We start from the raw sequence: 26502 nt of genomic DNA on the forward strand, positions 1-26502 counted from the left end.
TACGATATAAATGTGTGATGAAGCTGAAATAATTTATAAGGATTTATCTTACAAGATTACCGGCTTGGCTCTTGAGGTACATAACGAGTTGGGCTGCGGTTTTTTGGAAAAGGTATATGAGAATGCGATGATGATGCTTTTAGGAAGCGAGAAGATTCTCGCAAAACAGCAGGCTCCGGTTAATGTTTATTTTCAGGAAAGAGTGGTAGGCGAGTATTTCGCGGATATTCTGGTTGATAACAAAATAATTTTGGAATTGAAAGCGGTGGATGCCATTACGAATATTCACGCCGCGCAAGTGTTGAATTATCTGCGGGCGACAGGAATAAAATTGGGAATAATATTAAATTTCGGCAACCCAAAGTTTACTTTCAAGCGATTAGTATTATAAAAAAATAATTAGTGTATATTCGTGGTTAATAAAAAGTAATAATTCGTGGTTAAAATGATGGCTATAGATAAAAAAATTATTGTAGGTTTGGAAATTCACGTTCAGCTTGCGACGAAAACGAAAATGTTTTGCGGGTGCGAGCTTGTTTTTGCTGGCGAACCGAACAGCAGGGTTTGCCCGGTGTGTTTGGGGCTTCCCGGCGCACTGCCGGTGATGAACAGACAAGCGGTCGAATTTTCCATGTTGACGGCGACGGCACTGAATTGTAAGGTTGCTGAATTTACAAAATGGGATCGCAAGAGTTATTATTATCCGGATTTGCCGAAAAATTATCAGATTAGCCAGTATGATTTGCCGATTGGCTCGAACGGCTTTATTGAAATTCCGGTCGGCGATGCTTTCAAGAAAATTCGAATCCTCCGTGCGCATCTTGAAGAGGACGCCGGCAAAAATATCCATTCCGGCAATTGTTCGCAGGTCGATTTGAACAGGGCGGGCACTCCTTTGCTGGAGATTGTAACCGAGCCTGATATGAACAGCCCTGAAGAAGTAAAGGCGCTTGCGGTTGAATTGCAGCGGATTGTGCGGTTCCTCGGCGTTTCCGAAGCGGATATGCAAAAAGGGCACATGCGGTTCGAGCCGAATATAAATCTGCACATTACCAAAGACGGTCAGGTTTATAAAACGCCGATTACCGAAGTGAAGAATCTCAACAGCTTCAAGGCCCTTGAAAAAAGCGTTGCTTATGAAGTGCAGAGGCAGTTCGACGAATTTATGGAAACCGGTCAGTGCCTCAAGAGCGGCAATAAAAAAACTTTCGGCTGGGATGATGTACGTGAAGTAACAGTTTTGCAGCGTGAAAAAGAAGAAGCACACGATTACAGATATTTCCCTGACCCCGACCTTGTTCCGGTTGTTGTTGATGAAAAATGGCTCGGCGAAATTAAGACAAGGCTTTGCGAACTGCCTTTGGCTATGCAGGCAAGATTCGTCAGTCAATATGGCTTGAGCGAGTATGACGCGTCCGTGCTGACAGGCGACAAAGAAACCGCGGAATTTTTTGATAGTGCCGTAAAGGCAGGCGGTGAGCCGAAGAGGATTTGCAATCTCGTTACGCAGACAGGTTTGAAAATCGCGAACGAAAAAGGCTGCGGCGTCGCACAGATTGGCATTGAACCGCAAAGACTTGCCGAACTTGTGAAAATGATTGCAGCGGGGCAAATAAGCGCAACGGCCGCGGTAACGATATTTGTTGAAATGACCGGCAGTAAAGAATCGCCGGAGCAGATTGCCGCAAGGTTAAACCTGATTCAGAAAAGCGACGCGGGCGAACTTGAGAAAATCGTCGATGAAGTTTTAGCGGCCAATGCGCAGGCAGTTGCGGATGCCAAAAGCGACGGCAAGAAAAGCAAAAAATCTGTCGGCTTTTTGATGGGTCAGGTTATGCAGGAGACAAAAGGAACTGCAAATCCGCAGGTTGTCGCAAAAATTCTTGATGCCAAGCTGAAAGCGTAAAGTAACCTCTAAAATGTCATTGCGAGGAGTCCCATTGAGCGTAAGCGAATATCGGGACGACGAAGCAATCTCAATCGTGCGAAAAGATTAGGTTTTCTTTTGCAGAACTTTGTGTTCTGTGCCTGCGAGGATTCTTTTGATATTGCTGCGGTGAAGATATATCACCAATGAACACAAAACGACCGCGACCAGAATCAACGGCATAAGATTTTTGAAATGCCAGCTTTTAATTGCCGCCGTAAAGGCGATTAATATTACAGGAAACACCGCCGCTGCAATAACCGACGCCAGCGAAATATATTTCCAGATTAAAACGATAATCGCCCACAGTGCAAACGCGATAATGCCGGGGATTGCCAGATAAGGCCAAACTCCCAGAACCACGCCGAAACTCGTCGCGACGCCTTTTCCGCCTTTGAACCCGTGATACACAGGAAATACGTGTCCGAGTATCGCCGCAACTCCGACCGCAAGCCAGACGCAGAAAACCGCAGGCGTAGGCGAATCCGGAATAATCAAAATTTTCGCCGCAAGAACAGGAATGAACCCTTTGAGCACATCGGTTGCAAAGCAGACATAAGCCCATTTTCGTCCGCACGCGCGAGAAAGGTTCGTTGCGCCGAGATTGCCGGAGCCGATTTTGCGAAGGTCGACGCCGTGCGCTTTAGCGATGAGCATCGCGAATGAAACCGAACCGATAAGATATGATATAATAATCAGAATAAATGATTTCATTTTGCAGTCCTGTTGCGGATTATTTCTTCATAGAGTTCGAGAAGTTTTGCGCAGTGAGCCTTGATGGAAACTTTCGATTTTATGTTGTCTTCTTCAATTGCTTTTTTCGCCGCGGCGATATTTTCCGTAATGCAGTAATATTTTATAGCTTCGGCCAAAGCGCCGATATTGTCCGGCGAATCGAAAACTTTGCCGTGCCTGTCTGCGGCGAACAAATCCGCTGCGCCGTTGAATTTTGTCGTGATGACAGGTTTGCCTGCGCCGAGTGCTTCGAGGATGAATCTGCTTGCAGGGTCGTAATACGTCGGCAGAACCGCAACATCTGACATCATAACCAGATTTTGTATGTTTCCGGTCTGGCCCATATAAATTATTTTGTCCTTTATGCCCGCCTTCGCCGCGATACTTTTGTATTTTTCGATTTGTCCGCGTCCCGCAACGATTAAATACGCCGGCCTCCTGGTGGTTCTTTCCTTTATCATCGCCATCGCATCGATAAGACTCAACAGGCCTTTAAGCCGGAAATTATTCGCAGCGAAAAGAAAAAACACAGGGTCGTCACTTTCTTTTATATTGAATCGCGAAAGTATCAAAGCGCGTATTCTATCGATTCGACTTTTATCAATGTTCCTGAATAATTTTACGCCGTTGGGAATTATGCGGATTCTTGAATCAGGCAGACTATAATGCTTTTGAAATTGTTTTTTAACGTATTCGCTCAAGGCTGCGATGATTGGACCGTTTTCTTTTTCACACAATTTTCGTTCCGCGCGAACAAGTTTCGTCCTTTTGAAATTGGCGAAACTCGTCAGCATTTTGAATATCCTCACGGCATTGCCTTTGTAGCTGGCGGCGTTGCGAATGGCAGCTTCCGCATAGCTTCCGCCTCGCGGCTGATATATGTCGGCAAAATCCAGAGGAAGCGTGCTGTGGATTATATCGTATTTGTTTGCCTTGAAATGTTCGACAAGAGCGTCGCGAAAAACATCAAAGCTGATTCGTTTTTCGGATTCCGGAAACAAAACCTGCACACGTCGCGAATGAGCGGTGCCCGTAGCAGCGAGGACTTTCACATCCGTGCCGTTCATTGCCAACGAGGCGGCAAGTTCGAAGATGCTTCGTTCAGCTCCGCCAAGGGATATATTTGCGCGTTCTGTTATTATCGCTACTTTCATTTCGTCTCGTAAGGCACAGGTCTGTTATGTTTTTTATCGTGTTTAGCCATCTGTAAGGCTTTGGCTTTTATTTTTTTTATCATTATTTTATCAGAATAACCGAGTTTTTCTTTTTGCATGTATAACAAAAAGAATCTTAACCGGTCTGCCTTGCTTATCGTATTGCCCGGCGAAGAATAGTAAAGCTGTGCGAGGTCTTTTATAAGGTATTTTCGTGAAAAAAACAAAGGTTTAAATACTCTGGCCAAATCGATGAGCGTAAACAGACAATGCGAATTGCAGAAAATATGGCAAAGATACAAATCACGATGACGAAAACCGGTGTCGTGGAATTTTCGCACAAAGGCCGCGAGTTTTTTTATAAAGTCTTTATCGTCCGGCAGTTTTTTCTCAAGGCTGACCGAATCAGGGATTTGTTCAGTGATGATAAAACTGCGTTTTTCAAAAATACCATCCCACTCCTGACCGAATGCGATTGTTCGAGGCGCATTTATACCGAATTCACGCAGCTTTTCGGCAGGTTCCATATCGCAGACGCTTGTGGAGATTCTCTTTTTGTGATTCAGCCAGTTTTTAATTTGTACGAGTTTGGGAGTATCCTGATAACGTTTTAAATATAGCGTGTTTTTTGGATTATCTGTTTCGAACATTATCCGCTCGCGAAATTTTGCGAGATTTTCTTTTGCGAGATTCTTACCTTTATCAAAAGAGAAAACTTTGTCTATACTTGCCAGGTCAATCCTGCCAAAACAGCGGGCAAAATTGTCATGAACAAAAAAACCGGGATTTAATTCCTTGAAGTTATTCATTCTTTAATTTTCCCAATATCTTTTCAGCCTCCGAGCAAATCATCTCGGCCGAAATGGATTCCATACAATAATGCTTGTCCTGTTTGCATACAGGCTTGTCGCACGGCACGCATGGAGCCTGCCCGACGATTTTAATTTCGTCTTTGTAATCGTTGGAAGTCCATGCCGGATTATTTGGCCCAAACATCGTGATAAGTTTCCTGTTCATCGCAATTGAGATATGGCGGGGGCCTGTATCATTGGTTATTACAAGACTGGCAAAAGAGAACAACGCTTTAAGCTGACCCAGAGAAACGGGATTTTTACCGAGATTAGTAATTGAGCATTTCGCAAGCGAGCAGATTTTTTCAGCAATGTCTGTTTCCTTTTTTACAGGACTTACTGAAACAAAAACCTGTGCGGAGAATTTCTCGGCTAAAAAGTCCGCTGTTTTAGCGAATCTTTCCTCCGGCCACATCTTGCTTGGCCCGAAAGCTCCGCCCGGCACGAGAATCACTATTGGCTTTTTGCTGTTTGGAGTAATGCCGAACTTTTCAGGAATTATTTTTTTGTCGTTTTCATTAACGGATAATTCTGTTTGTTTGTTTGAGATATCAGCGCCCAGTGCCGCGGGGATTTTCAGGTAATAATCGATTACCGAAACCGGTTTATATTTGAAAAATGAAATTTTTTCAGGCTGAAGTTTTCGCGTCAAAAGGAGTCCTCTGCCGTCTCTTGCGTAGCCGATTCTGTTTTTAATTCCCGCTAAAAAAACCGCCAGTGCCGATGCGAAAGAGTTTTTGAACAGAATCGCGTCGGTGAATTTGTATTTTTTCAGTTCTTTTGCGATTTTGAACGGGCTGTTTTCTTTCAAGATTACCCAATCGTCGCAAAATCGGCAGCCAGTTAGTATTTCAGCGTTGGTTTTGCCCGCCAGAAAGAAAATTTTGTCGTTGGCATAGATTTTCCGCAGACAGCGAAGTGCCGGCGTCGCCATTATAGCGTCGCCCATCGGAGCAGGAAGCCAAACTAATATATTTCGAACGCTCATAAATGCTTGTTACCATCTTTTTGCATAATAAAAAGCGTAAGAGACATAAGCTGAAGCACAATCGCGAAACCAATCGCCGTGAAGACGGCACCATCTTTTCCGGTCGGCGAAAGTTTGTACCAAATCGCGACGACAAGACAGAATATTACAGCTGCCTGCAAGATGCCTGCCAGCAGTTTGAACGCCGAAAATTCCGAATATTGTTCCACGCGGTTCTTGCTCTTGAGCAGAAGTTTAATTTCCTCGAGCAGGTATTCTGTTTTAGAGCCTGTCTCAAACATCATCGGCTTATCTTTTTTCTCTTCAGCGGGCTGAACTTTTTCCTCCACCGGCTTCTCCTGTTGAACGGCTTCTTGTTGAATAGTTTCCGGCTGAACAGCTTTCTGCTGAATTGGTTCGCTTGCAGTCGGTTCAGTTTCCTGTTGCGGCTCCGGCTTAATTACCGGCAGTTTTTGTTCTATGACAGGTTCTTCTATTATTAAAGGTTTTTCTTCCGGCAAAACCGTTTCCTGTACGACAGTTTTCTTTTCTTCGATTTTTGGTTGCTCTTCTGCGGGTTTTTCGTTCACAACCATTTTCACCGCAGTTGCGACAGGCCTTGAAGATGTTTCTCGTTTAATGATATTTACCGCTTCACGCAGATTTATAGCCTCGAAATCTGGCAGCGGGTCGTTGGCTTGTTTGGCAACCGATTTGATGTAGGATTTCACGAGGATTGTTTTGCAGCCGGCGGCTTTGCCTGCGCCGATGTCCCTGAAGTCGTTGCCGATCATCCAGGAATTTTTCAAATCGATTTTCATTTCCTTTGAGGCGGCAAGCAGCATACCGGGTTTTGGTTTTCGCCAATCGCTGTCTTTCCTGTATTTTTCGATTACGCCTTCCGGATGATACGGACAATAGTAAATTCTGTCGAGATATGAATTCTGCTCAGCCAGAAGGATTTTCAGCTTCTCGTGTACTTGTGTAAGGGTATTCTCATTAAAGATTCCTCGTGCAATGCCGGACTGATTTGTAATGACCACCAGTTTGTATCCCATTTTGCGAAGCTCGACCAGTGACGCTGCCGCGGCGGGAATAAGCTTCACCTGCTCGGGGCTGCTGATATAGCCGCTGTCTTCAATGATTGTATCATCCCTGTCGAGAAAAATCGCTTTTTCCGCCATATAGACTCCTACGAAAATTGTTTCTCCACCAAACCGCAGATAATATGATACGCAATTTGATGTATTTCCTGCGTGGCGTAGCTTTTTTCAGCCTCCGCGCACAGGCATACATCGGCCAGCTTTTCGAGAGGCGAGTTTTTTCTGCCGGTGAAGGCGATTAATTTCGCTCCGATTTTTTTTGCGAGTTTCGCCGCCTTTAGAACGTTCGGACTTTTGCCGCTCGTTGAGAACGCCCAAAGGCAATCCTGTTTTTTTACTAATCCTTCAACCTGTTTTACGAAAATGTCATCAAAGCTGTAATCGTTAGCGATGCTTGTCATAACCGATGTGTCTGTTGACAGTGCAACCGCAGGCAGGGCTTTGCGGTTGACCAAAAATCTGCCGATAAGTTCGCCCGCGATGTGCTGCGCGTCGGCAGCCGAGCCGCCGTTGCCGCAGATGTAAATCGTTCCGCCTTTTTTTATGCTTTTGACGATTGTGTTTGCGACATCTTCAACGGTTTTGATTCCGGTTTTCTGGAATTCATCAACCATTTTTTTGTGCTGTTCGATAATTTGGTTTATATGCTGTTTCATTTATCACGTTTCCACAATGATTTCATCTTTTCGATTGTGCCTGTCGAGCTTTTGCCTTCGACAAGCTGCGCGAGTACAACTTTACCGCCGTTGCCTTCGACGAATTCTCTGCCGATAACGCCTTTCTCTGCCCAGTCCTGACCTTTAACGAGAATGTCAGGTTTTACCTGCATTATTATATTGAGCGGGTCAGGCTCATCGAAGATGACGATATAATCTATGCTTTCAAGACCGGCAAGAACAGCGGCTCTATCGAGCTGATTGTTAATCGGTCTGTCCGGCCCTTTGATTTTTTTGATACTGCTGTCGCTGTTAAGGCCGAGTACGACAATGTCGCCTTGCTTCTTGCAGAAACTTAAATATTCGATATGTCCCCGATGCAGCACATCGAAGCATCCGTTTGTGAAAACGATTTTCTGCTTGTGATTTCTGTGCCAGTCGAGTTGCGGGGCAAGCTGTTCACTGCTTTTGATTTTTGAGCCGCTTTTTTGCTGCCTGCTGATAAGTTCGTTCACTATTTCATCGATAGAAACGGTCGCTGTTCCGAATTTTTCAACTTCGATACCGCCTGCTACGTTTGCGATTTGCACCGAGTTGGTATAATCGATACCCGCCGCAAGAGCCGCCGCCAAAGCCGCGAGCACCATATCGCCCGCGCCGGAAACATCGTAAACTTTCCTTACAATCGTCGGGATATGCTCAGCGATGGAATTTGTTTTTAAATATGCGCCGTCTTTGTCGAGCGTAATTATAACAGCTTCAAGGCTCAATTTTTTGATTAGAAATTCAGCCGCTTTCGCCGCGTCATCGACAGTTTTTATTTCAATGCCTGACGCTATTGATGCTTCCAGACGGTTTGGCGTTATTACCGATGCGCCTGCGTATTTTATGAAGTCCGCTTTGGGGTGCGGGTCTATCAGAATTTTTTTGCCGGCGTGTTTTGCGATTTTGATTAAGTTTTTGCAAAAACTTTCTTCGAAAAAGCCCTTATTGTAATCCTGCAAACAGACGATATCGACTTTATCTATTAATGATTTGAAACGTTCGATAAATTGCGTGTACAGTTCTTCGCCCAGAAGGCCGTCTTCTTCTTCGTCAACCCGCAGGAGTTGCTGCGGATGAATATGCTGGGCAAGTCCGACAAATCTCTGTTTGGTAATTGTCGGCCTGTTAGCTAATTCAATCAAACCGGTTGTGTCCGCTTGGCCTCCGAGCAATGTTTTAAGTATATTGGCGTTTAAATCTTTGCCGATAACGCCCAGACAATAAGGCTTGCATCCCAACGCTGAAAGGTCAGCCGCGACAGACGCCGCTCCGCCGGGACGATGTTCTTTTTTAACGACTTTCAAAACAGGCACCGGCGCTTCAGGACTAATCCGCAGCGCATCGCCATAGACGTAAACGTCCAAAAGAAAATCACCGGCAAGCATAATTTTCGGCGAGCCGAGGTTTTGAACAAGTTTTATCAGTTCATCATGCATTCAATTTAAATCCTTTATTCAGTATTCAATAGCTAATGACTAATGGCTATTGAATAATGCTTTATCTACAAGGGCGATAATATTTTCTTTGCCGTCGACGAAATCAAGTTCGACCATCATCGCCGCGAACGGAATCTGAAATCTGTCCATACTCAAAAGTGCCGTTTTGATCCAGTCTTTATGCGTCGTAATGACAAACTCCGCCTTATTATAACGCGCGTCTTCATAGATAGCTTCGATATCGTCGTTGGTGTATAAGTGATGGTCATTATATACTTTTTTGCCGACAATGTTAAGTGCCATATCTGTCAGCGTCTGAAAAAAAGCGTCAGGATTACCAATGCCGCAAAACGCGTAAATTTTCTTGCCCTTCATCTGTTCCAGCGGTATCTGCTGGTCTTTTAGCAGTTTCACATACATCGGCTTATGTACCGCCGCGGCAAAAACCATATCAGGTTTGATTTTCGTTACTCTGCGTTTAATCTCTTCGATTATTTCAGGACTGTTCTGATTCGCGCGTGTAATCACCACAGCGTCGGCTCGTTTGAGCGATTCAATCGGCTCACGAAGCAGACCGGCCGGCAGAAGTTTTTCATTTCCGAAAGGCACAGTCGCGTCGATTGCGACGATATTCACATCTCTCGCCAACCGCCTGTGCTGAAATCCATCGTCCATAACGAGCAGTTTTGCTTTGTGTTCGTTAATCGCCTTTTCCGCACCCGCGACTCTGTCATGATTTACAATTACTATTATCGACGGCACTGCTTTTGTCAGCATCGCAGGCTCATCAGCGACATCGCCTTTTTTCTTATAGCCTCTGGTCAGCACAGCCGTTTTGATATTTTTGCCGATGAAGTAATTGCACAGCCACGCAACTAATGGCGTTTTGCCCGTTCCACCAGTGGTAATATTGCCTATACTTATTACCACGGCAGATACTTTTACAGTTCGCAAAAAAGAAATGTCGTAAAGTCTGTTGCGCACACCGACAACCAGACGGTAAAACCATGACAACACAGTCAAAACCAGACACAACGGCGCATAGCAGATGTGCTGCTTTTTGGAAGTAACGAGTTTTCTCCAAAATTTTTCTTTCAAATTGCCTCGCCGAAGGCGACTCCATAATTTTGCATTTTGATTTTTAATTTTTTATTTTTTTTATTATCGCGTCCGCCATCTGACTTGTGCCGACGGCTGTCGGGTCGTTTCGGTCAGCCTTCATATCATAAGTAACGTCTTTGCCTTCTGCGATTACCGCCGCGACCGCGTCTTCGAGTTTTTTCGCTTGTGCTTTTTTGCCCATATACTCCAGCATCAAAACGCCCGAAAGAATCAACGCACATGGATTAACTTTATTTTGCCCTGCATATTTCGGTGCGCTGCCGTGCGTCGCTTCGAAAATCGCGCCCTTATCGCCGATATTCGCGCCCGGCGCTACGCCAAGTCCGCCGACTAATCCTGCGCACAAATCGCTCAATATATCGCCATACAAATTCGGCAGAACCAGAACATCGTACAACTCCGGCTTTTGAACCAACTGCATACACATATTGTCAACGATGCGGTCTTCAAATTCTATATCGTTGTATTGCTTTGCGATTTGCCTGCTGACTTCAAGCCAAAGGCCGTCGCTGAATTTCATAATGTTCGCTTTGTGAACAGATGTAACTTTCTTTCGGCCGTGACTGCGGGCATACTCAAAAGCATATCGCACAATCTTTTCCGTACCCTTAACGCTTATCGGCTTTATACTAACGCCCGCATCGCTGCCGATTTGACGTTTGCTGTGCTTATTGAGCCAGTTGATTAGCTCGGTCGTATCGTCTTTGCCTTTTTCGAATTCGATACCTGCGTAAAGGTCTTCGGTGTTCTCACGAACCAGTACAAGGTCAATATCTGAATATCTGCTCCGCACGCCTTTATAACTTTTGCAAGGCCGAAGGCACGCGTACAGTCCGAGTTCCTGCCTCAAGTAAACGTTGATACTCCTGAACCCTGTTCCGACAGGTGTAGTGATTGGAGCTTTGAGGCCGAGACCATTTTTCTTTACCGAGTCGATTGTCGCCGCAGGCAGGGGATTTCCCGTTCGTGCCATAACGTCAACGCCGGCCTCTGCCATTTCCCATTTAATGCCCGCGCCGGTAGCGTCGATACATCTTTTCGCCGCTTCGGCTATCTCCGGCCCAATTCCATCGCCTGTTATAAGTGTTACTGTAGTCATTATTTAGTATCTCGTATCTGGTATTTCGTATCTCGTTTTCGCTTCACGCTTCACGAACCGCAAGATACCTTAAGTTATTAAAACACAATATGTTAAATTATCCGTTGGCCTTTGTCAATAAAAGAGTTAGCGTGTTTTTTTGTGGATTCGATTAGCCCTGCCAACGCTTTGGCAGGGTTCGTTGTTTAGCCGTTTCCGGCATTCTAATCCTCGATTCTTCAGGATTTTTCTGCTTTAAAAAGAAAAATCAGAGAGGACGGAAACGCGTCATTTTGAGCAACGCCGAGAAATCTATTGAATTTTGTCATTCTAAAACGAGCAAGGATAAAATTTAACCTAACCATTGCATATATTTATAACTTTTTTATAATACTTCTGCTTCTTGTGGTTTTTATAACATTGATGTTAGTTATCTAAAAGGATTATAACTACTATGTCAACCATTGCAAAATTATCAAAATTATTTCAAACAATTAGTGCTGATAATTTAAATCAAGCTAAAATTTATGCGGATGAAATAATAGCAGATGAAGAGAAAATAGGGCATCATGCTGCCGCTAAACTATTACGAGGATCTTTACGCCCTAATGGACGCAAATCTGAATCTTTTCATGGGAAAAATTTGATATATGAACAAGTCGATGTGATTTCTGGAGCACTTTCACCGATAACAGAATGCATTAAAATGTCAGATATCATGTTAAAGCTCCAATGGCAGAAAGAAATAAGCATCATTCTTAAGGAGTGGATGAACCGTGATTATCTTGCAAAAATGGGAATACAACATCGAAGCAAACTTTTTTTCTATGGTCCTCCGGGATGTGGTAAAAGTATGGCCGCTTGTGCAATAGGGCACGAGTTGTCTTTACCAACTTATATAGTTCGATTTGATGCTATAATCGGAGCGTATCTTGGCCAAACTGCAATTCACTTAAGAGAACTGTTTAGGTTTGCAGAAATGTCCCCATGTATATTATTATTTGACGAAATTGATGCTTTGGGCAAGAAGAGGGGTAACCCATTAGATGTAGGTGAACTTGACCGCATAGTCATTGCGTTAATGCAAGAGTTAGAACATTGTCATGCTAAAGGAATTATTATTGCAACTTCAAATTTACCAAAACACTTAGACAACGCGCTTTGGCGTCGTTTTGATGTTGCAATTGAATTCCCAAAGCCAAACAAAAATGAAATTATAAGATACTCCAGAAAAATGGCACAAAAACATAATATAGTGCTGTCGCATAAAATAAGAAAAAAACTCTCGAATATAAACAGTTATGCAGATGCAGAAAATGTTATTAAATCTGAAGCTCGGTATTTAGCTTTAGAAAAGATCCGAGACTAAATAATGTCAAAAAGCGAAAAAAAACAACCTAAAACTTTCTTTCTAAATGAACAACACGAATTGGGGCATAGTGAAAAAGATGGAGGTGGTAGGCCGCCTAAGTATGCACCGATAAATTGGGCAACAAAGGGGCAGGTAATACATCAATCACTTAGTACTGTTAAACAAAAAATTAAACGTTCTAAAGATCCTCTTCGCGAGAATCATTTTTTTTTGTTGGCCAATCCCGAAAAAAAAGTTGTCAAAGAATCGGAGAGTAGAGGTGAGAAATCAACGTATGAAGAAAAGACCGAATACGCCAAAGATGATTCGCAAATTTTTCAAAGGCTTGGTTTAGATTTATTACAAGTTAATGATGATGGTACAGCTGCTGTCCATGCCAGATCAGATCAAATTGAAAGACTATTAGCGACCACTGAATTTTTAAATAAACTTAATCAACGAGATAAATTTAAGTGGGCTAAAATCCATGAGTTCGATCTCATTTCATCAAAATATAGAATAGATTTGCCTTGGATCGAGAATTTTAAGCCAAATGATAAAATTGATACTGTTATAGAATTTCAACCCCTTCTCGAAAATCGCGAAGTAGAGACCGTCTTAAATGCGATAGTTGAATTACTGAAGCGATTTGAAGCAGGGAAATTAAGTAGAGGGGGAAAAGATTTTTCGGGACGGCATTGGTACAGGGGAAATATAACTAGAAAATGTTTGGAGACCATTGCAGAATGTTTTTATTCTGTGCAATCTCTACATTCTCCATTGATGGCGATTGCCGCAGGCGAGAAAAATCTTGTTTCACAGAAAATAAATACAAAAGTAGCATCGCAAAGGATTGACACAACTCAGTTGCCATGCGTAGCAGTAGTAGATACTGGTATTCCTGCCGATCATTTACTGTTGTCAAATTATCGTCGTAGCGGGCAATATATTGATCCTGCGGCTATTGGTGTTCCACAAAGCGACCATGGTTCATTTGTGGCATCAAGGATTGTTTTTGGCGATTGTAGTTATGATGAATTAGCAAATTCACCTCAGGGGATGTGTACTTTTTATGATGTTAATATCGCGTCAGGCGGAGGCGAAATAGATGAAAAAGGTGTTTATGAAGCTATGAACTCAATTGTTAGAATGGCACCGGATATAAGGGTGTTCAATTTTAGCTTTGATGGTAAAATACCCCTTGAAAATATGAAGATAACAAGGAAGGAAAAATTAAGACTTGTTCAGGACCTTGATAATTTTATTTTTGCTAATGATGTAATTGTTGCTATCGCTGCTGGTAACAGCACGAAAGGTGTCATTCCACAACAAAAATATCCTGCTCACTTAGACGACCCTCAATGGGGATTAGCACATTGGGCAAGAAGCTTTAATTCTATTACATGCGGTTCTTATGTCAATCTTTCCTCTATAGGTGATGGCTTAGTCAGAGATGCTGGATGGCCTAGCCCATTTACGCGAGTAGGACCAGGTTTTTGTAAGAGCCCTAAGCCTGATTTTTCAGCTCATGGTGGTAATTTAACAAGTGAGTACCAATTTGTAACTGGACTTGGAGTTTGGGGTTGTAATGCTCGCGGTATTATTGAGGACAACTCGGGAACATCTTATTCCGCTCCCTTATTGGCTCGCGAAGCTGCATTTACATTGAATATTTTGAATAATTACTGTACGTCTGGAGCGAAGCCTTATGGTGTAACTGTTAAGGCATTTTTAGCTTTAACCGCAGAAAGTCCTGTGCCAGATACAAGAGTAAGCCAACTTGTAGAAAGAACTCTTGGGAAAGGAACTGCAACTTCTAAACGAATTAATAATCCGAGAGCAAATTCCGCTGTTTTGATTTGGCAGGGGATTCTTGAGAACTCTAAAGATAAAATTATGGTAAGAATACCGATACCAAAGGCATGGCTCGAAAATGCTGATAAGCCGTATCTTCGACTTGTTTTGGCAGGGGATATACCTGTCAATTCAGAGGTTGTGGGACTTTGGGCGTGTAGAAAAATAGAAGCACAATTTCGACCAGCTCCAAATACACCGGCTTTACATCCTAAAGGAAGTGGACATATTAGTTATCCTTTAATAGAGCGCGGATATGATTTGAAGAAAATTCCGAGTGGGGTTACTGTGGAAGGAGATGAATGGCTATTGGAAATTTCTTACACAGAAAAAGCCGCTTATTATTCAAATTTAGACTTTGCACCACAGCAACGTGTAGCATTCGCCGCTGAATTAGTTGACTTTGGAGAAAGTTCTGTTAGTCCCCAAGCTTATCTCCAAGAGTTGCCAATTGCCTCAACAATGCAACGTTTGAGTGTTCCACCAACTATTTTGCGTGCTCCAATAATAATTAAATCTCGAATGTGATCCAACATAATCATAATCAAGCATAATTTCCGGGGACACCATACTCATTTTTAGCGACTCCACAACTTTGCTTTTTAAAAATCCCCGCCTTTTAGCGGCTCCACAATTCAAAATTAAGAATTAAGAATTAAGAATTAAAAACTATTATATCTTTTTCTCAATCAAAAACACCCAAAATTTATCCGCTTCTACGTCTTTCAAATTTCAAATCTCGTAGGTTGGATTTTTCAACGCATTTCACTTAAAACCACTTAAATCCAGTCGAATCCAGTTCATTTCACTTTGATTTACTGATTTTTACTGGCTTTTTGATGCTTTTTTGAGCCATTTTAGGCATTTTTTTCGTTTTTTCCTGTCGCATTTTGGCTAATACGGCAAAAACTGGCACACTTCAGATAAGAAATTGATAGTAGTGTGATATGTTTGCAACATGTTTGGAGCAGTTTTGGCGAAAATAATGCGCAAGTTTCCTAAAAACCGAAAATCTTATTAGCCATTTTGCGACACGTTTTTGCAACATTTGCGCACGAAATAATTTAAATTTCCCCGCAAGTTTCTGCAAAATGGGCGCAACTTTTGTCAAACCCGCGCACGAAAAAAAAGTTAAATTCCCCGCAAGTTCATAAAATATTTCTTCGTGTCCTTCGTGTTCTCTGTGGTGAAATTATCTGGTTGCGGAAGTCAGGACTTTGATTTCGCGTGCGACGATATCCGCGATAATTCTCTGCTGCGGCGACATCGGTTGAAGCGGAGCTCCAGAGCTTTGCTTCGGAGCTACGCGAAAATCCCCGAGATTTTGGATTTTGTTGCTTACAATCTCCCTTGTGGAGGCTTGAACAACAAAATCAGAGGGGATTGGTTCCGATTTCTGGAACGGCAGAATCTTAACAGGAACAAATTTTATGGCTTGGGCTTTCGCAGCCGCTGGGGCAGGTGTGGGTGTGGGGGTCGAAGCGGGTGAGCCGGGCGATTTACGTTTCATCGCGGCGATTTTCCGATGCTGGGCAAGTATCTGACTGCCGAGGTCGAACGTCGGCATACCCTCGGTATAGTCTTCATCTTTGGCGTTGCTGATTTTGCCAACAATGTCGCTTATAAACTCGCCTTTTTTTTCTTCGTTCTGCATAAGTATCATTATAACATTAATTTGGGAAAAATCAAAAAAATGAATTTTTTTTTTTAAAGCAGGTTATCTACAAAATATCGCGGAGTAACGATATTTATCTTGTTATATTTCCCTACATCAAGCAAATGTTTATCACCGCTAATAATGTATTGACATCTTGATGCGATTGCGCAGGCGATGAACTTATCATCGTCAGGGTCTTGGCAAACAGGTTCTTTGAGGTAACAGGGGCCGACAAGTTCGGTTTTCATAAGAAGCGGTTCAAAAACAGAGTCGAAATTGACATTTTTAAGTTTGGCTGACAAGAGATTTACAACCCGCCGATATTCTACGATAATTTCTTCTGACAGGGCGACTTGAATCAACTCGTCATTCCATGCGTTAAGGATGCGACAAGGCGGCCCGCTGAAAAAAATGCCGGATACAAAAACATTCGTATCAATAACGGCTTTGGTCGATTTCACTTTTTGCCTCGAACGTGTTTGATGGCGTCAGATATGTCTTTAGAAGTTAATTTTGCTTTTTTTGCCGCCTTGCGAGCGGTGGCAAGCAAACTGCCAAATTCCTGCATTGAAGGGGCGGTAATTGTTTTCAGAACAACCGCGTCTTTTTCGCCTAATACAAGAAACTGGCAGCCGTTTTCAAGTCCGAGAGTTTTTCTAATGCTTTCCGGTATTACGACCTGTCCTTTAGACGACATTTTTGTTGTAGCTAAATTTGCTGACATAAGGCACCTTTTTTTTAAAAAATACAATCTTACTTGTAAGATTATACAATATGGGCAGAATATTAACAAGGATTTTTTTTATTTTTTAATTATATATAGCCACAAAAACACCAAGGCACAAAGAAATTGAATTTTAAATAATTTCGTGTCTTTGTGACTTAGTGGCTACGTTTCCGGTCCTAATGAAAATTGCGTAAAATTTTCCAGCGGAAATTCTTCGACAATTCCCTGAATGTCTTCGGTCGTAATCTTCTTTATGAGGCCGATTTCTTCTTCGATAGGTCGGTATTTGCCGAGATAGACCCAGTTTACGCCGAGTTCGACAAGTCTGCCCATTGGTATTTCGTTTTGGATTGTGATGCCGGACAGGACTTTGTTTTTCGCCTTTTGGAGTTCTTCGCCTGTGATTTTATCTTTTTTCAGGGCCTTGAAAATATTTTCGACGATTTGCATTGCCTTATCGCCGTTTTCCGAGCTTGTACGGATATAGCTGTAAAATGCGCCGACGCCGTCCATAGCATCGCAGTTCATGGATGCCGATTCTGCGATGGCCGAATCGACTAATTCCCAGAAGAATCTTGAGCCGGTATCATCGCCGACGATTTTGGCAAGCAGAGTGGCGGCATACGCGTTTTTGTCCTGATACCCAACTGTGGAGCTTATAAGGCAGATATGTTTGCAGTTGAGATTTTTCTTTGTTTCGGATTGTTTTTTTGCGGTGCCTGCGAAAAATTCTATTTTCCGCTCGGCTGGTGCCGGCTTCCACATTCCGCAGCCTTTTTCGATTAGTTCGCAGCTTTTTTCGAAATCGAAATTGCCTGCGATAGCGACCGTGATATTATTTGGTACGTATCTGCGTTCGAAATAATTTCGCATTTGTGTGCTGGTGAGAGCTTTGATAGTTTCGATAGAGCCGAGCACGCTTTTCCCGCAGGGATGCGAGCCGAAGTGTAAAGTTCTGCAGGTTTCGCGCACGTCAAAATGCGGCAAGTCTTTATACATCGCGATTTCTTCGAGAATTACATTTTTCTCCATATTAAAATCGTCATCTTTTAACCCCGGCCGCATAAGCTGACACCACAAATCAATCGCTTTGCCGAGCTGCTCCGGCAGGGTGGCGGAATAAAAGACGGTGTTCTCTTCGGTTGTGAATGCGTTGTACTGTGCGCCCATTTCGTCGAAGAGAAGATTTACATCGAAGGCGGAAATTTTGTCCGTGCCTTTGAAAAGCATATGTTCGAGATAATGGCTGACGCCGTTGATTTCGTCGGTTTCGTCTCTTGAACCTGTGCGGGTGAAAAAGCCGACGGCGGCGGATTGCGCGTCGCGGTTTATTTCGCCGATGATGTTCAGGCCGTTAGCAAGTTTTTTATGTTTGAATTCCATTATGATACCGCTTTTATCTCTGTCGGGCCGATTGTAACAGAGCAGAATTTGTCGAAAGGATTTTTCTTCAGATAATCGATAACGCTTTTGCTCGTAACTTTTTCTATGCTTTGTTTAATTTCGTCAAGGCTGCGGACTTTTCCGAGCATATATAAATCCGTGGCGGCGGCTGATGAACGCGAAATTGTCGATTCACTCTGCATTATGAGCGAACTTTGCAGGCCGGTTTTGGCTCTTTGCAGTTCATCTTCTGCGATTCCATCGGCCAATTTTTTAAACTCTTCAATTATTACGTCGTAAGTTTGCTGTGCCTTGTCCGGCGTGGTTCCTGCGTAACATCCGATGCCGGCCAATTCTTTTACAGAATGGTAGTTTGCGCCGACCGCGTAGCAAAGGCCGCGTTTTTCTCTGACTTCGGTGAACAGTCTGGAACTCATACCGCCGGAAAGAACAGCGACGGCGACTCTTGCGTCGTAATACTGCGGATTGGTCTGCGGTACGCTATCGGTCATTATGCCGATGTGTACCTGTGCGCCTTCGTACGGATAATGATGATAGCCAAGAGGCTGGCGCTTTTGGATTGTTTCTTTTGTTGTTTTTGACTGGCGACTGCCGAAGAGTTCTTCAGTCTGTTCGCAGAGTTTTTTGAAATTGAGTTTGCCGGCGGCTGCGAGAATACAATCGCCGATTTTGAAATTGTCCGCGACAATCTGTCTGCATTTTGCGTCCGTCAGATTCTGTAAATCTTCCTGTTTGCCGACGGTGTTTCTGCCGAGCGGGTCGGGATAAAAATGCTCACGCAGCAAAAGCTTGATTCGATGTCTTGGGTCGTCGTCGAGACTCATCAATCCCTGTATCGCAAGCTGTTTTGAATACTCAAACTGCTGCGCATCAAGAGCGGGGCGGAGAATGATATCGGCGTAAATCTCGATAACTTTGGACAGGTTTTCGGCCTGCATCGCAGTGGCCAGCGTAAGATGTCTTGAATCTACGTTACTGCCGCGGTGGAGTCCCATGCCATCCATAAGGTTGCTTAATTCTCTGCTGGAGTTTTTGCCTGCGCCTCTGAAAATCCAGTCTTCAATAATCGCAGGCGCTCCGCAACAGCCGTCAGGCGTTACCGCGGCACCGGCGGGAATTAGAAATTCAAACGCAGCCGACTGAACCGCAGGTACTTCAATACCAACGACAGTCATTCCGTTTGATAGTTTATGTGTATTTATGATTTCGGCCATTTACAACTTTCGGATTATGCTACGGCGGCTGCGTCTTCCTGTTCCGATTGAGCGGAATCGAACGTTACGCTGATTCGCTTGCTGATGCCTTTCTGCTGCATTGTAATGCCGTAGAGTAAATCAGCAATGCTCATCGTTCGCTTTGCGTGCGTGATAATCACGAACTGCGAATACTTCCTGAATTCCTGCACAATCATATTGAACCGCTCGTTGTTCGCTTCATCCAGCGCGGCGTCAACTTCATCTAAGAAGCAGAAGGGCGACGGCTTGGAAAGGAATACCGCAAATAAAAGCGCAATGGCTGTCATTGTTTTTTCGCCGCCGCTCAAGAGGCTGATGCTTCGCGGCTCTTTGCCCGGAGGACGTGCGATAATTTCAATTCCACTTTCTAGAATGTCTTCCGGCGTTTCGAGCAGTACATCTGCTTTTCCGCCGCCGAACAGTTTGCGGAACACTTCCTGGAAGTTTAGTCTAATCTGCTCGAATGTCGCGGCAAATTTATCAATCGATTCCTTATTCAATTTCGTAATCAACTGTGTAAGCTGATTTTTGCTGTTGTTCAAATCCTCAATCTGCGTTGTCAGGAACTCATTGCGTTTTTCAAGTTCGTCCTGCTGCTCAATCGCGTCAACATTAACGTTACCGAGGCGTTCAATTTTTGTTCTTAAATCATTTATCTCATCGCGGACGGCGTCCCAATTCGTTTCGCCGGTGGCGTTGTATGTTTCGTATTCCTTAACCAAATCCATACCAAGCTCTTCAGACACTCTTGCAATTAGGTCGGTTGAACGTACCTGTAACTGGCCGAGTTCCATTTTTAATTGGTTAAGCTGCTGGTCAAGCTCCGCCTGTTTTTGTCTGTCCTGCTTGAGCTGGTCTTCAGTCTGCGTTCTGTTTTCGAGCATTTCCTCAACCTGCTGATGAAGTTCGACGCTCTGGTTATGCGTTACTTCTTTTTGCGTGAGCAGTTCGGAAATAGTTGATTCGCTTGTTTCGATTTCTTCCAAGCCCTGGTCAATCTGCTGTGTACAGGCCTGGATGCTGTTCAATGTCGATTCAAGCGAGTTTTCATTCTGTTCAATCTGCGATTTCAGGCCGGCGATTCGCTGCTCAATCGCTTTTTTCTGTTCCTGCGTCTGGCCGAGGAAGACCTTCAGTTCCGTAAGCTCACTCGCATACTGTTCGGCGGATTGTTTCTTTTCAGCAAGCTGCGCTTCGAGTACCGCGATGTGTTCTGTACGCTGTGTGTTTACGGTTTCCAATTCCTCAAGCTGCTGTTTTGACGAATATTCTTTTTGAACGGTGTCATTAATCTGTTTTTCGAGCGACTGAACTTCACTTGCCAGAATCGGCTGTTCGCCCATCAGACGTTTGACGTTCTGGTCGATAACGTTCAAATCTGAAACGATATTTGTTTTTTCTGTGCTGGCTTCGTAAACGGAAGTTCTGAAATCCTTGCAAAGCGTTTCGAGATGCTGATTCTCACGAAGGCCGGCGGTAAGTTTGGTTTCGAGGTCGGTAATGACTTTCGAGACGGTTTCCATTTCGCCGATGAGCTGCGCGAGACGACTCTTTCTTGAAATCAAACCGATGGTCTTGCCAATCGGTCCGCTGCAGAAACTTGCGTCCGCGTTAAGGACTTCGCCGGTGATTGTTACGAAGCTGTAACCCTTGGCACAATATGAACTCAACTCGAATGCTTTTTGCGTGTTCTCAACAATTATTATTTTGCCCAGAAGCTGCCAAGCGAGTTGAGCATACTCATAATCAAAGTTTACGAATTCCACCGCTCGACCCATAACACCATTTAAGTGCGGGAAATCGATGGTTTCGACAAACGGCTCGATATTTTCTGTGCAGACAAAGCGAACTCTTCCGCCTGCCTGCTGGGTGAGCATACTATCATTTACGACCTGCTGCATATCGCTGGTAACAACCGCGTCGGCTTTGCCTTCGAGTGCTGCTTCAATAGCGATAGCGTAGTCAGGATTTGCGCGAATAATATCGGCGATGATGCCTTTGATAAACGGTTTGGCCTGTGCCTGCGCAAGAATTTTCTTAACGGAATTGCCGAGGCCTTCGCGACGGCTTTCCATATCGGAAATGACTTTCACTTCGCTCTGAATTGCGCTTCTGTGTTCGCGTGCTTTGGCAAGCTGCTCATTGGTAATCGCCGCCTGCTGGTCAATCTCCGCAATCTGGTTGCGCTTGATTTCCAACTGCTGCTGCAACTCTGCGATGACTTTATTTATGTCGTCAAGGCGTGCCTGATTCTGTGCTTTGCCGCCGAGCATATTTTCAAGCTGTTCTTTTGTTTGGCCGATTCGGTCGCTTATACGATCCTTTTGGCCGGAAAGATTATTGCGGTAAATATTAATGCTCTGAATTTCGTTGTGCAGTTGCGCGGTTTTGCGGACGATGTCGATGATTCCGGTTTTTTCGTCCTGCAGCTCTGTTTCCGTCTGCGCACAATCGAGATTTATCGAACGAATTGTTTCCTGTACTGTTTCAAGCTCGAATTGCTTCTGCTCGAAGTTTTTGCTTATCGTTTCAAGTTCCTCGGCATCCTTTGTGATTTGCGTTTCAAATTCTGCGATTCGCTGCTGAATTTGCGAGATACTTTGTTCCTGTGCCTGCTTGCGGACTTTTGTTTCTTCTATTGTCTTACGCAAAAATTCAATCTTCTGCTGCAACTGCTCGATGCGAGCGGTAATGCTGACAAGATTATTATCGCAGCGGTTGATTTCGCCTTCCTTTTCGATAATCTGCGCAGCGAGCGTGCTTAATTTTGCGTCGTTGTGCGAAACTAATGTCGCGACTTCGGCCAGTTGATTTTGCAGTTCGTCAGTCTGTGCGGATTTCTGCGATGTTTCAGTTGTTAACTGATGATATTGAGCAAGCGAGAATGAAACTTTCAACTCTTTGAGCCGTTGATTGTACTGGAGATAATTTCGTGCTTTGCCGGCCTGAAGTTTTACGCTTCGCAATTGTTTTTGCACTTCGCCAACGATGTCGGCCAATCGCAGAAGATTTTGCTCGGTGTTTTCGAGTCTGCGAAGGGCTTCTTTTTTCTGTGCCTTGTATTTGCTGATGCCGGCGGCTTCTTCGAAGATGGAACGACGGTCGAGTTTCGAGCTGGTAAGGATTTGCGAGATTGCCCCTTGTTCGATAATCGAATACGCCTTTACGCCGACGCCTGTGTCCATGAACATTTCGCGAATGTCTTTGAGACGTGAAACCTTGTTGTTTACGAGGTATTCGCTTTCGCCGCTACGGTAGAGACGACGGGTTATGCACAGTTCATCAGCTTCAAGGCCAATTCCGGCGGCCTGTGAGAAATGAAGGCTGACTTCGGCTCTGCCCATAGGTTTGCGCGAAGCGGAACCGCTGAAAATGACGTCTATCATTTGGCCGGAACGCAGGCTTTTTGTGCTCTGCTCGCCGAGTACCCATTTTAAGGCGTCAACTACATTGCTTTTTCCGCAGCCGTTGGGGCCGACGATGGCCGTTATCTGCTGGTTAAATATAAATTCTGTTCTGTCGGCAAAACTCTTAAAGCCGTCCAGAATAATCTTTTCAAGTCTCAATCTAAGTCTCCGTACATAAGTATTTGATTGCTAAAGAGATATAAGATAATTACGCAAAACTTCCGTTCCGACAACATAATATGTTATCGGTCTTTAGCGAGATATTTCTTTATAATAAGTGAAAAACGAAAAGTGCAAAGTGAAAAATTGGGAAAATAGCGAAATTTTTGATTTTCCTTTAAAAATCCCATCGTTTAGCCCGGCCGGCATTTTAATTCCCGATTCTTTAGGATTTTTACACCTCGAAGTAAAAATCAGAGAGGGTAGTGCAAAAAATGAGTGCGAAAAAATAGAATGGACTGACGATATAATGGATGTTACAATCAGGGTTTAATAAAAATCGAGAACCATTAAACGAAAGGAAAATGTATGGGTCACAGTAGGGATACAAAAAAAGAAACAAGAAAACAGCCTAAAAGAACAGCCGAAGAAAAACGCGCCGCGAAAAAAGCCAAAAAAGCAGGCCTGTAATTTACGGCCGAAATATCCAGATTTTGTAGCAATTTAGCCGATTGCGGAAAAATGGGGACTGGCACAGCAAACCGTAAAAACAGCGGTTTAGTTTGAGCTCGTCCTCATTTTTTTTTAAAAGCCGCGTAATGAATGTAAAAACATCATAATTTACTGCAAATGGTTATAAACATTGATTATGAGGGTATTATGGGGATATTCACCTCTGGTACAAAAAAAATATTTGAACAGTAGGGCGGAGAAAAGTGCTGCACGATAATTTATAAATCTCAAATTTATTCATTTAGTTTAAAATTATACAAAATATAAAACATAGCTTTCCGTGTCGTAAAACTGCATAAATGGCCAAATGCAGTTTTTTTTAAAAAAATCGTAAGATTTCTGCTTGACGGCGAAATCAATACGAGGTAATATATGCGACTCGTCGGTGTGGTTGGTAATCACATCGGTTTAGGTGATGAAAGTTTTTCGGAGAAAATTTGAAAGAAATTTTCAAAATTTTAAATTTTTATCCTTGACTGTTGATAAGTAATTAATTACTATCTCGCGTCTATCAAATATTGAATGTCGCTGGCAGTTAAGAACAGCGGCATTTTTGTTTGCCCTGTGAAAACAGGAAAAGTTCTTTAAAATATATTATACGAAGCAAGATGAGCCTTGAATAGCCGACTCATTTGTCCGGAATTGGGGACAGATATAAATGCTTACAGGCCAAAGGCTACTGACTCTTAATATGGGCTCGTAGCTCAGTTGGTTAGAGCGTACGCCTGATAAGCGTAAGGTCGGAAGTTCGACTCTTCCCGGGCCCACTAATATTTGAGATTTCAGATTTGAAATTTGAGATTGGTCTTGCCCGGGGATGTAGCTCAACTGGGAGAGCGCCGGCTTTGCAAGCCGGAGGTTGCAGGTTCGATCCCTGTCATCTCCATTAATCTTGAAACGAAAGTTTTGAGGTGATGCCAGGTCAGCCTTTAGGGGCGCGACAGGTAAGTACAAGTTCTTTTAAAAGTGAATAGCGTAGATGTCTCAAGGTGGGTTGTGGTTATAATTTCAAATATATACACAGCTTTACCGAGTGCCATTATGAAAATACCTAAAATCAGTTTTTGATTGATATGGTCAAGTTACTAAGAGTATATGGGGGATGTCTAGGTGTCGAAAGGCGATGAAGGACGTGGCTGACTGCGATAAGTCCGGGGCAGGTGTCTAGCAACCGTTAATCCCGGAATGTCCGAATGGGGGAACCCTATCACATGAAAGTGTGATAATCACCAGTTGAATGTATAGACTGGCTGAAGCGAACACAGAGAACTGAAACATCTCAGTACCTGTAGGAAAAGAAATCAATTGAGACTCCGTCAGTAGCGGCGAGCGAACGCGGATCAGCCCAAACCGACCTTCGGGTCGGGGTTGCGGGCATCGGTTAGGAGTTACAAAGGTAGCGCAAGTTGAATCAACTGGAAAGTTGAACCGTAGAAGGTGATAGTCCTGTAGATAAAAGCGTGTGCCCTCCGTTATGCCGATGTACCAGAGTAGCACGGATCTCGTGAAACTCCGTGTGAAACAGGGGAGACCACTCTCCAAGGCTAAGTACTACTCGACAACCGATAGTGAAAAAGTAGCGCGAGCGAAAGATGAAAAGAACCCCTATTAGGGGAGTTAAAAGGACCTGAAACCATATACTTACCAGTTGTAGGAGGGCTATGATACGCTTCGGCGTATAATGCCTCACTACGTGCCTTTTGCATAATGAGCCGGCGAGTTACCGTTTGTGGCAAGGTTAATCCCTTCAAGGGAGCAGCCGTAGCGAAAGCGAGTCTGAATAGGGCGAATTAGTCGCAGGTGGTAGACGCGAAACCAAGTGATCTACGCATGGCCAGGTTGAAGGAGGTGTAAAAATCTCTGGAGGACCGAACCCATTAACGTTGAAAAGTTACGGGATGAGCTGTGCGGAGGAGTAAAAGTCTAATCAAACTTGGAGATATCTCGTACTCTCCGAAATAGCTTTTGGGCTAGCCTGGAGTAAATTGTTTAACGGGGGTAGAGCTACTGAATGGGGATATGGAGCTACCCGCTTGCATTCCCCAACCAAACTCCGAATACCGTTAAATTTACCTCTGGAGTCAGTCTGCGGGTGATAACATTCGTGGTCAAAAGGGAAACAACCCTCGACCGCCAGCTAAGGTCCCCAATTTGAGCTAAGTTCATAAGGAAGTCGAATTGCTATGACAGTCAGGATGTTGGCTTAGAAGCAGCCACCATTTAAAAAGTGCGTAATAGCTTACTGACCGAGCAGTTTGGTGCCGAGAATGAACGGGAATTAAGTTCAAAACCGAAGCTGCGGATTTATTTGAATTCTACGGAATTCTTATAAGTGGTAGGAGAGCGTAATAACCAGCGTTGAAGCGATACGATAACGAGTCGTGGAGCGGTTATTAGTGATTATGCCGGCATGAGTAACGATAAAACAGGTGAGAATCCTGTTCGCCGTAAACCTAAGGTTTCCTGGGGAAGGTAAATCCGCCCAGGGTTAGTCGGTCCCTTAGTCGAGGCTGAAAGGCGTAGACGATGGACAGCAGGTTAATATTCCTGCACTATGTTAGTGGACGCAAGCAGTGACGCGTTCCTGATCTTTATCCCGTGATTAGTCGTGCGGGTGCCGCAAGGCCGAGGTCGATTTTGATACCGAAGTAGAGTTAGGGAGCGCCAAGAAATAGCTGCCCAAGATTGAAACTAATGTAACCGTACTAAAACTGACACAGGTAGGTGAGGAGAATATCCTCAGGCGCTCGAGATAACCGTCCTTAAGGAACTAGGCAATTTGACCCCGTACGTTCGCAATAAGGGGTCCCTACAAATCGATGTAACAGTTGATTTGAGGGCGCAGAGAAATGGCTCTGGCGACTGTTTATCAAAAACACAGTTCTGTGCTAACACGTATAGTGGATGTATACAGAATGACGCGTGCTCGGTGCCGGAAGGTTAAGGAAGTCGGTCAATGGGAGCAATCCTGTAAAGCTGACGACCGAAGCCCCGGTAAACAGCGGCCGTAACTATGACGGTCCTAAGGTAGCGAAGTTCCTTGTCGGGTAAGTTCCGACGTGCATGAACCGCGTAACGACTGGAGCAGTGTCTCAAGGACGGACTCGGTGAAATTATATTT

At 44.0% G+C, this 26502-nt stretch carries 19 protein-coding genes, 2 tRNA genes and 1 rRNA gene; 7 read left to right on the forward strand and 15 right to left on the reverse strand.

From position 1 onward, the window contains the following. The first annotated feature begins 10 nt into the window (after positions 1–10). Both LLF92_08320 and gatB read left to right on the forward strand, forming a co-directional pair. Positions 11–391, forward strand: a complete 381-nt coding sequence (locus tag LLF92_08320) for a GxxExxY protein (GenBank protein MCE5341116.1) — start codon at positions 11–13, stop codon at positions 389–391. Positions 392–445: 54 nt separating this feature from the next. Then, positions 446–1906: an Asp-tRNA(Asn)/Glu-tRNA(Gln) amidotransferase subunit GatB gene (gene gatB, locus LLF92_08325; GenBank protein MCE5341117.1), complete on the forward strand. Its 1461-nt coding sequence runs from the start codon at positions 446–448 to the stop codon at positions 1904–1906. 87 nt (positions 1907–1993) lie between these two features. On the opposite strand, the gene plsY is transcribed toward gatB, so the two are convergent. From plsY to LLF92_08370, 9 genes are read right to left on the reverse strand one after another with little or no spacing between them, the layout of a single operon-like run. After that, positions 1994–2641: a glycerol-3-phosphate 1-O-acyltransferase PlsY gene (gene plsY, locus LLF92_08330; protein ID MCE5341118.1), complete on the reverse strand. Its 648-nt coding sequence runs from the start codon at positions 2639–2641 to the stop codon at positions 1994–1996. Continuing rightward, positions 2638–3816 carry a glycosyltransferase family 4 protein gene (locus LLF92_08335; protein ID MCE5341119.1) on the reverse strand — a complete coding sequence of 393 codons (1179 nt, stop codon included), beginning with the start codon at positions 3814–3816 and terminating at the stop codon, positions 2638–2640. Before LLF92_08335 ends, plsY begins: the two co-directional genes overlap by 4 nt. Next, on the reverse strand, positions 3813–4625 hold the full coding sequence (locus tag LLF92_08340) for a hypothetical protein (GenBank protein ID MCE5341120.1): 813 nt from the start codon (positions 4623–4625) through the stop codon (positions 3813–3815). The genes LLF92_08335 and LLF92_08340 overlap by 4 nt, the downstream gene beginning before the upstream one ends. Beyond that, the gene (gene waaF, locus LLF92_08345; protein ID MCE5341121.1) at positions 4618–5655 is read right to left on the reverse strand and encodes a lipopolysaccharide heptosyltransferase II; all 1038 of its coding nucleotides are present in this window, start codon (positions 5653–5655) and stop codon (positions 4618–4620) included. The genes LLF92_08340 and waaF overlap by 8 nt, the downstream gene beginning before the upstream one ends. Beyond that, the gene (gene gmhB / locus LLF92_08350; protein ID MCE5341122.1) at positions 5652–6818 is read right to left on the reverse strand and encodes a D-glycero-beta-D-manno-heptose 1,7-bisphosphate 7-phosphatase; all 1167 of its coding nucleotides are present in this window, start codon (positions 6816–6818) and stop codon (positions 5652–5654) included. Before gmhB ends, waaF begins: the two co-directional genes overlap by 4 nt. Before the next feature lie 8 nt (positions 6819–6826). Continuing rightward, entirely contained in the window at positions 6827–7393 is a 567-nt protein-coding gene (locus LLF92_08355; protein ID MCE5341123.1) for an SIS domain-containing protein, read from the reverse strand. After that, the gene (locus tag LLF92_08360; GenBank protein MCE5341124.1) at positions 7390–8874 is read right to left on the reverse strand and encodes a bifunctional heptose 7-phosphate kinase/heptose 1-phosphate adenyltransferase; all 1485 of its coding nucleotides are present in this window, start codon (positions 8872–8874) and stop codon (positions 7390–7392) included. The genes LLF92_08355 and LLF92_08360 overlap by 4 nt, the downstream gene beginning before the upstream one ends. Before the next feature lie 39 nt (positions 8875–8913). Further along, complete coding sequence (gene lpxK / locus LLF92_08365; GenBank protein ID MCE5341125.1) at positions 8914–9972, reverse strand: tetraacyldisaccharide 4'-kinase; 1059 nt, start codon at positions 9970–9972, stop codon at positions 8914–8916. 43 nt (positions 9973–10015) lie between these two features. After that, the gene (locus tag LLF92_08370; protein ID MCE5341126.1) at positions 10016–11095 is read right to left on the reverse strand and encodes an isocitrate/isopropylmalate dehydrogenase family protein; all 1080 of its coding nucleotides are present in this window, start codon (positions 11093–11095) and stop codon (positions 10016–10018) included. A gap of 433 nt (positions 11096–11528) precedes the next feature. Between LLF92_08370 and LLF92_08375 the strand changes: the two genes are divergently transcribed. Beyond that, positions 11529–12443 (forward strand): ATP-binding protein, encoded by a 915-nt coding sequence (locus LLF92_08375; protein ID MCE5341127.1) that lies wholly within the window; start codon positions 11529–11531, stop codon positions 12441–12443. 3 nt (positions 12444–12446) lie between these two features. After that, on the forward strand, positions 12447–14807 hold the full coding sequence (locus tag LLF92_08380; GenBank protein ID MCE5341128.1) for a S8 family serine peptidase: 2361 nt from the start codon (positions 12447–12449) through the stop codon (positions 14805–14807). A gap of 664 nt (positions 14808–15471) precedes the next feature. Here LLF92_08380 and LLF92_08385 read toward each other — a convergent pair. The 6 genes from LLF92_08385 to smc form a co-directional block, all read right to left on the reverse strand. Continuing rightward, complete coding sequence (locus LLF92_08385; GenBank protein MCE5341129.1) at positions 15472–15933, reverse strand: hypothetical protein; 462 nt, start codon at positions 15931–15933, stop codon at positions 15472–15474. A 53-nt stretch (positions 15934–15986) separates the two neighbouring features. Next, entirely contained in the window at positions 15987–16397 is a 411-nt protein-coding gene (locus LLF92_08390) for a putative toxin-antitoxin system toxin component, PIN family (protein ID MCE5341130.1), read from the reverse strand. After that, the gene (locus LLF92_08395; GenBank protein MCE5341131.1) at positions 16394–16660 is read right to left on the reverse strand and encodes an AbrB/MazE/SpoVT family DNA-binding domain-containing protein; all 267 of its coding nucleotides are present in this window, start codon (positions 16658–16660) and stop codon (positions 16394–16396) included. Before LLF92_08395 ends, LLF92_08390 begins: the two co-directional genes overlap by 4 nt. 165 nt (positions 16661–16825) lie before the next feature. Next, complete coding sequence (locus LLF92_08400; GenBank protein MCE5341132.1) at positions 16826–18046, reverse strand: insulinase family protein; 1221 nt, start codon at positions 18044–18046, stop codon at positions 16826–16828. Next, a complete protein-coding gene (locus LLF92_08405) occupies positions 18046–19281 on the reverse strand; it encodes an insulinase family protein (GenBank protein ID MCE5341133.1) in 1236 nt (411 codons plus the stop codon). The genes LLF92_08400 and LLF92_08405 overlap by 1 nt, the downstream gene beginning before the upstream one ends. A gap of 14 nt (positions 19282–19295) precedes the next feature. Continuing rightward, on the reverse strand, positions 19296–22868 hold the full coding sequence (gene smc, locus LLF92_08410; protein MCE5341134.1) for a chromosome segregation protein SMC: 3573 nt from the start codon (positions 22866–22868) through the stop codon (positions 19296–19298). Between the two features lie 1206 nt (positions 22869–24074). Between smc and LLF92_08415 the strand changes: the two genes are divergently transcribed. The 3 genes from LLF92_08415 to LLF92_08425 all read left to right on the forward strand — a co-directional run. Then, positions 24075–24148: transfer RNA gene (locus tag LLF92_08415), tRNA-Ile, on the forward strand. Between the two features lie 46 nt (positions 24149–24194). Beyond that, a tRNA-Ala gene (locus tag LLF92_08420) sits at positions 24195–24267 on the forward strand. Positions 24268–24456: 189 nt separating this feature from the next. Beyond that, positions 24457–26502, forward strand: a 23S ribosomal RNA gene (locus tag LLF92_08425); the annotation flags it as partial.

The sequence above is a fragment of the Planctomycetaceae bacterium genome, from assembly GCA_021371795.1.
Lineage (GTDB): Bacteria > Planctomycetota > Phycisphaerae > Sedimentisphaerales > UBA12454 > UBA12454.

Excerpts from the sequence above, each read along its gene's own strand:
- LLF92_08375 (MCE5341127.1), top strand. The coding sequence starts at position 11,529 with ATGTCAACCATTGCAAAATTATCAAAATTATTTCAAACAATTAGTGCT.
- plsY (MCE5341118.1), bottom strand. The coding sequence starts at position 2,641 with ATGAAATCATTTATTCTGATTATTATATCATATCTTATCGGTTCGGTT.
- gmhB (MCE5341122.1), bottom strand. The coding sequence starts at position 6,818 with ATGGCGGAAAAAGCGATTTTTCTCGACAGGGATGATACAATCATTGAA.
- LLF92_08340 (MCE5341120.1), bottom strand. The coding sequence starts at position 4,625 with ATGAATAACTTCAAGGAATTAAATCCCGGTTTTTTTGTTCATGACAAT.
- LLF92_08320 (MCE5341116.1), top strand. The coding sequence starts at position 11 with ATGTGTGATGAAGCTGAAATAATTTATAAGGATTTATCTTACAAGATT.
- LLF92_08335 (MCE5341119.1), bottom strand. The coding sequence starts at position 3,816 with ATGAAAGTAGCGATAATAACAGAACGCGCAAATATATCCCTTGGCGGA.
- LLF92_08360 (MCE5341124.1), bottom strand. The coding sequence starts at position 8,874 with ATGCATGATGAACTGATAAAACTTGTTCAAAACCTCGGCTCGCCGAAA.
- LLF92_08355 (MCE5341123.1), bottom strand. The coding sequence starts at position 7,393 with ATGAAACAGCATATAAACCAAATTATCGAACAGCACAAAAAAATGGTT.
- gatB (MCE5341117.1), top strand. The coding sequence starts at position 446 with ATGATGGCTATAGATAAAAAAATTATTGTAGGTTTGGAAATTCACGTT.
- LLF92_08405 (MCE5341133.1), bottom strand. The coding sequence starts at position 19,281 with ATGGCCGAAATCATAAATACACATAAACTATCAAACGGAATGACTGTC.
- LLF92_08395 (MCE5341131.1), bottom strand. The coding sequence starts at position 16,660 with ATGTCAGCAAATTTAGCTACAACAAAAATGTCGTCTAAAGGACAGGTC.
- LLF92_08380 (MCE5341128.1), top strand. The coding sequence starts at position 12,447 with ATGTCAAAAAGCGAAAAAAAACAACCTAAAACTTTCTTTCTAAATGAA.
- LLF92_08370 (MCE5341126.1), bottom strand. The coding sequence starts at position 11,095 with ATGACTACAGTAACACTTATAACAGGCGATGGAATTGGGCCGGAGATA.
- LLF92_08385 (MCE5341129.1), bottom strand. The coding sequence starts at position 15,933 with ATGCAGAACGAAGAAAAAAAAGGCGAGTTTATAAGCGACATTGTTGGC.
- LLF92_08400 (MCE5341132.1), bottom strand. The coding sequence starts at position 18,046 with ATGGAATTCAAACATAAAAAACTTGCTAACGGCCTGAACATCATCGGC.
- waaF (MCE5341121.1), bottom strand. The coding sequence starts at position 5,655 with ATGAGCGTTCGAAATATATTAGTTTGGCTTCCTGCTCCGATGGGCGAC.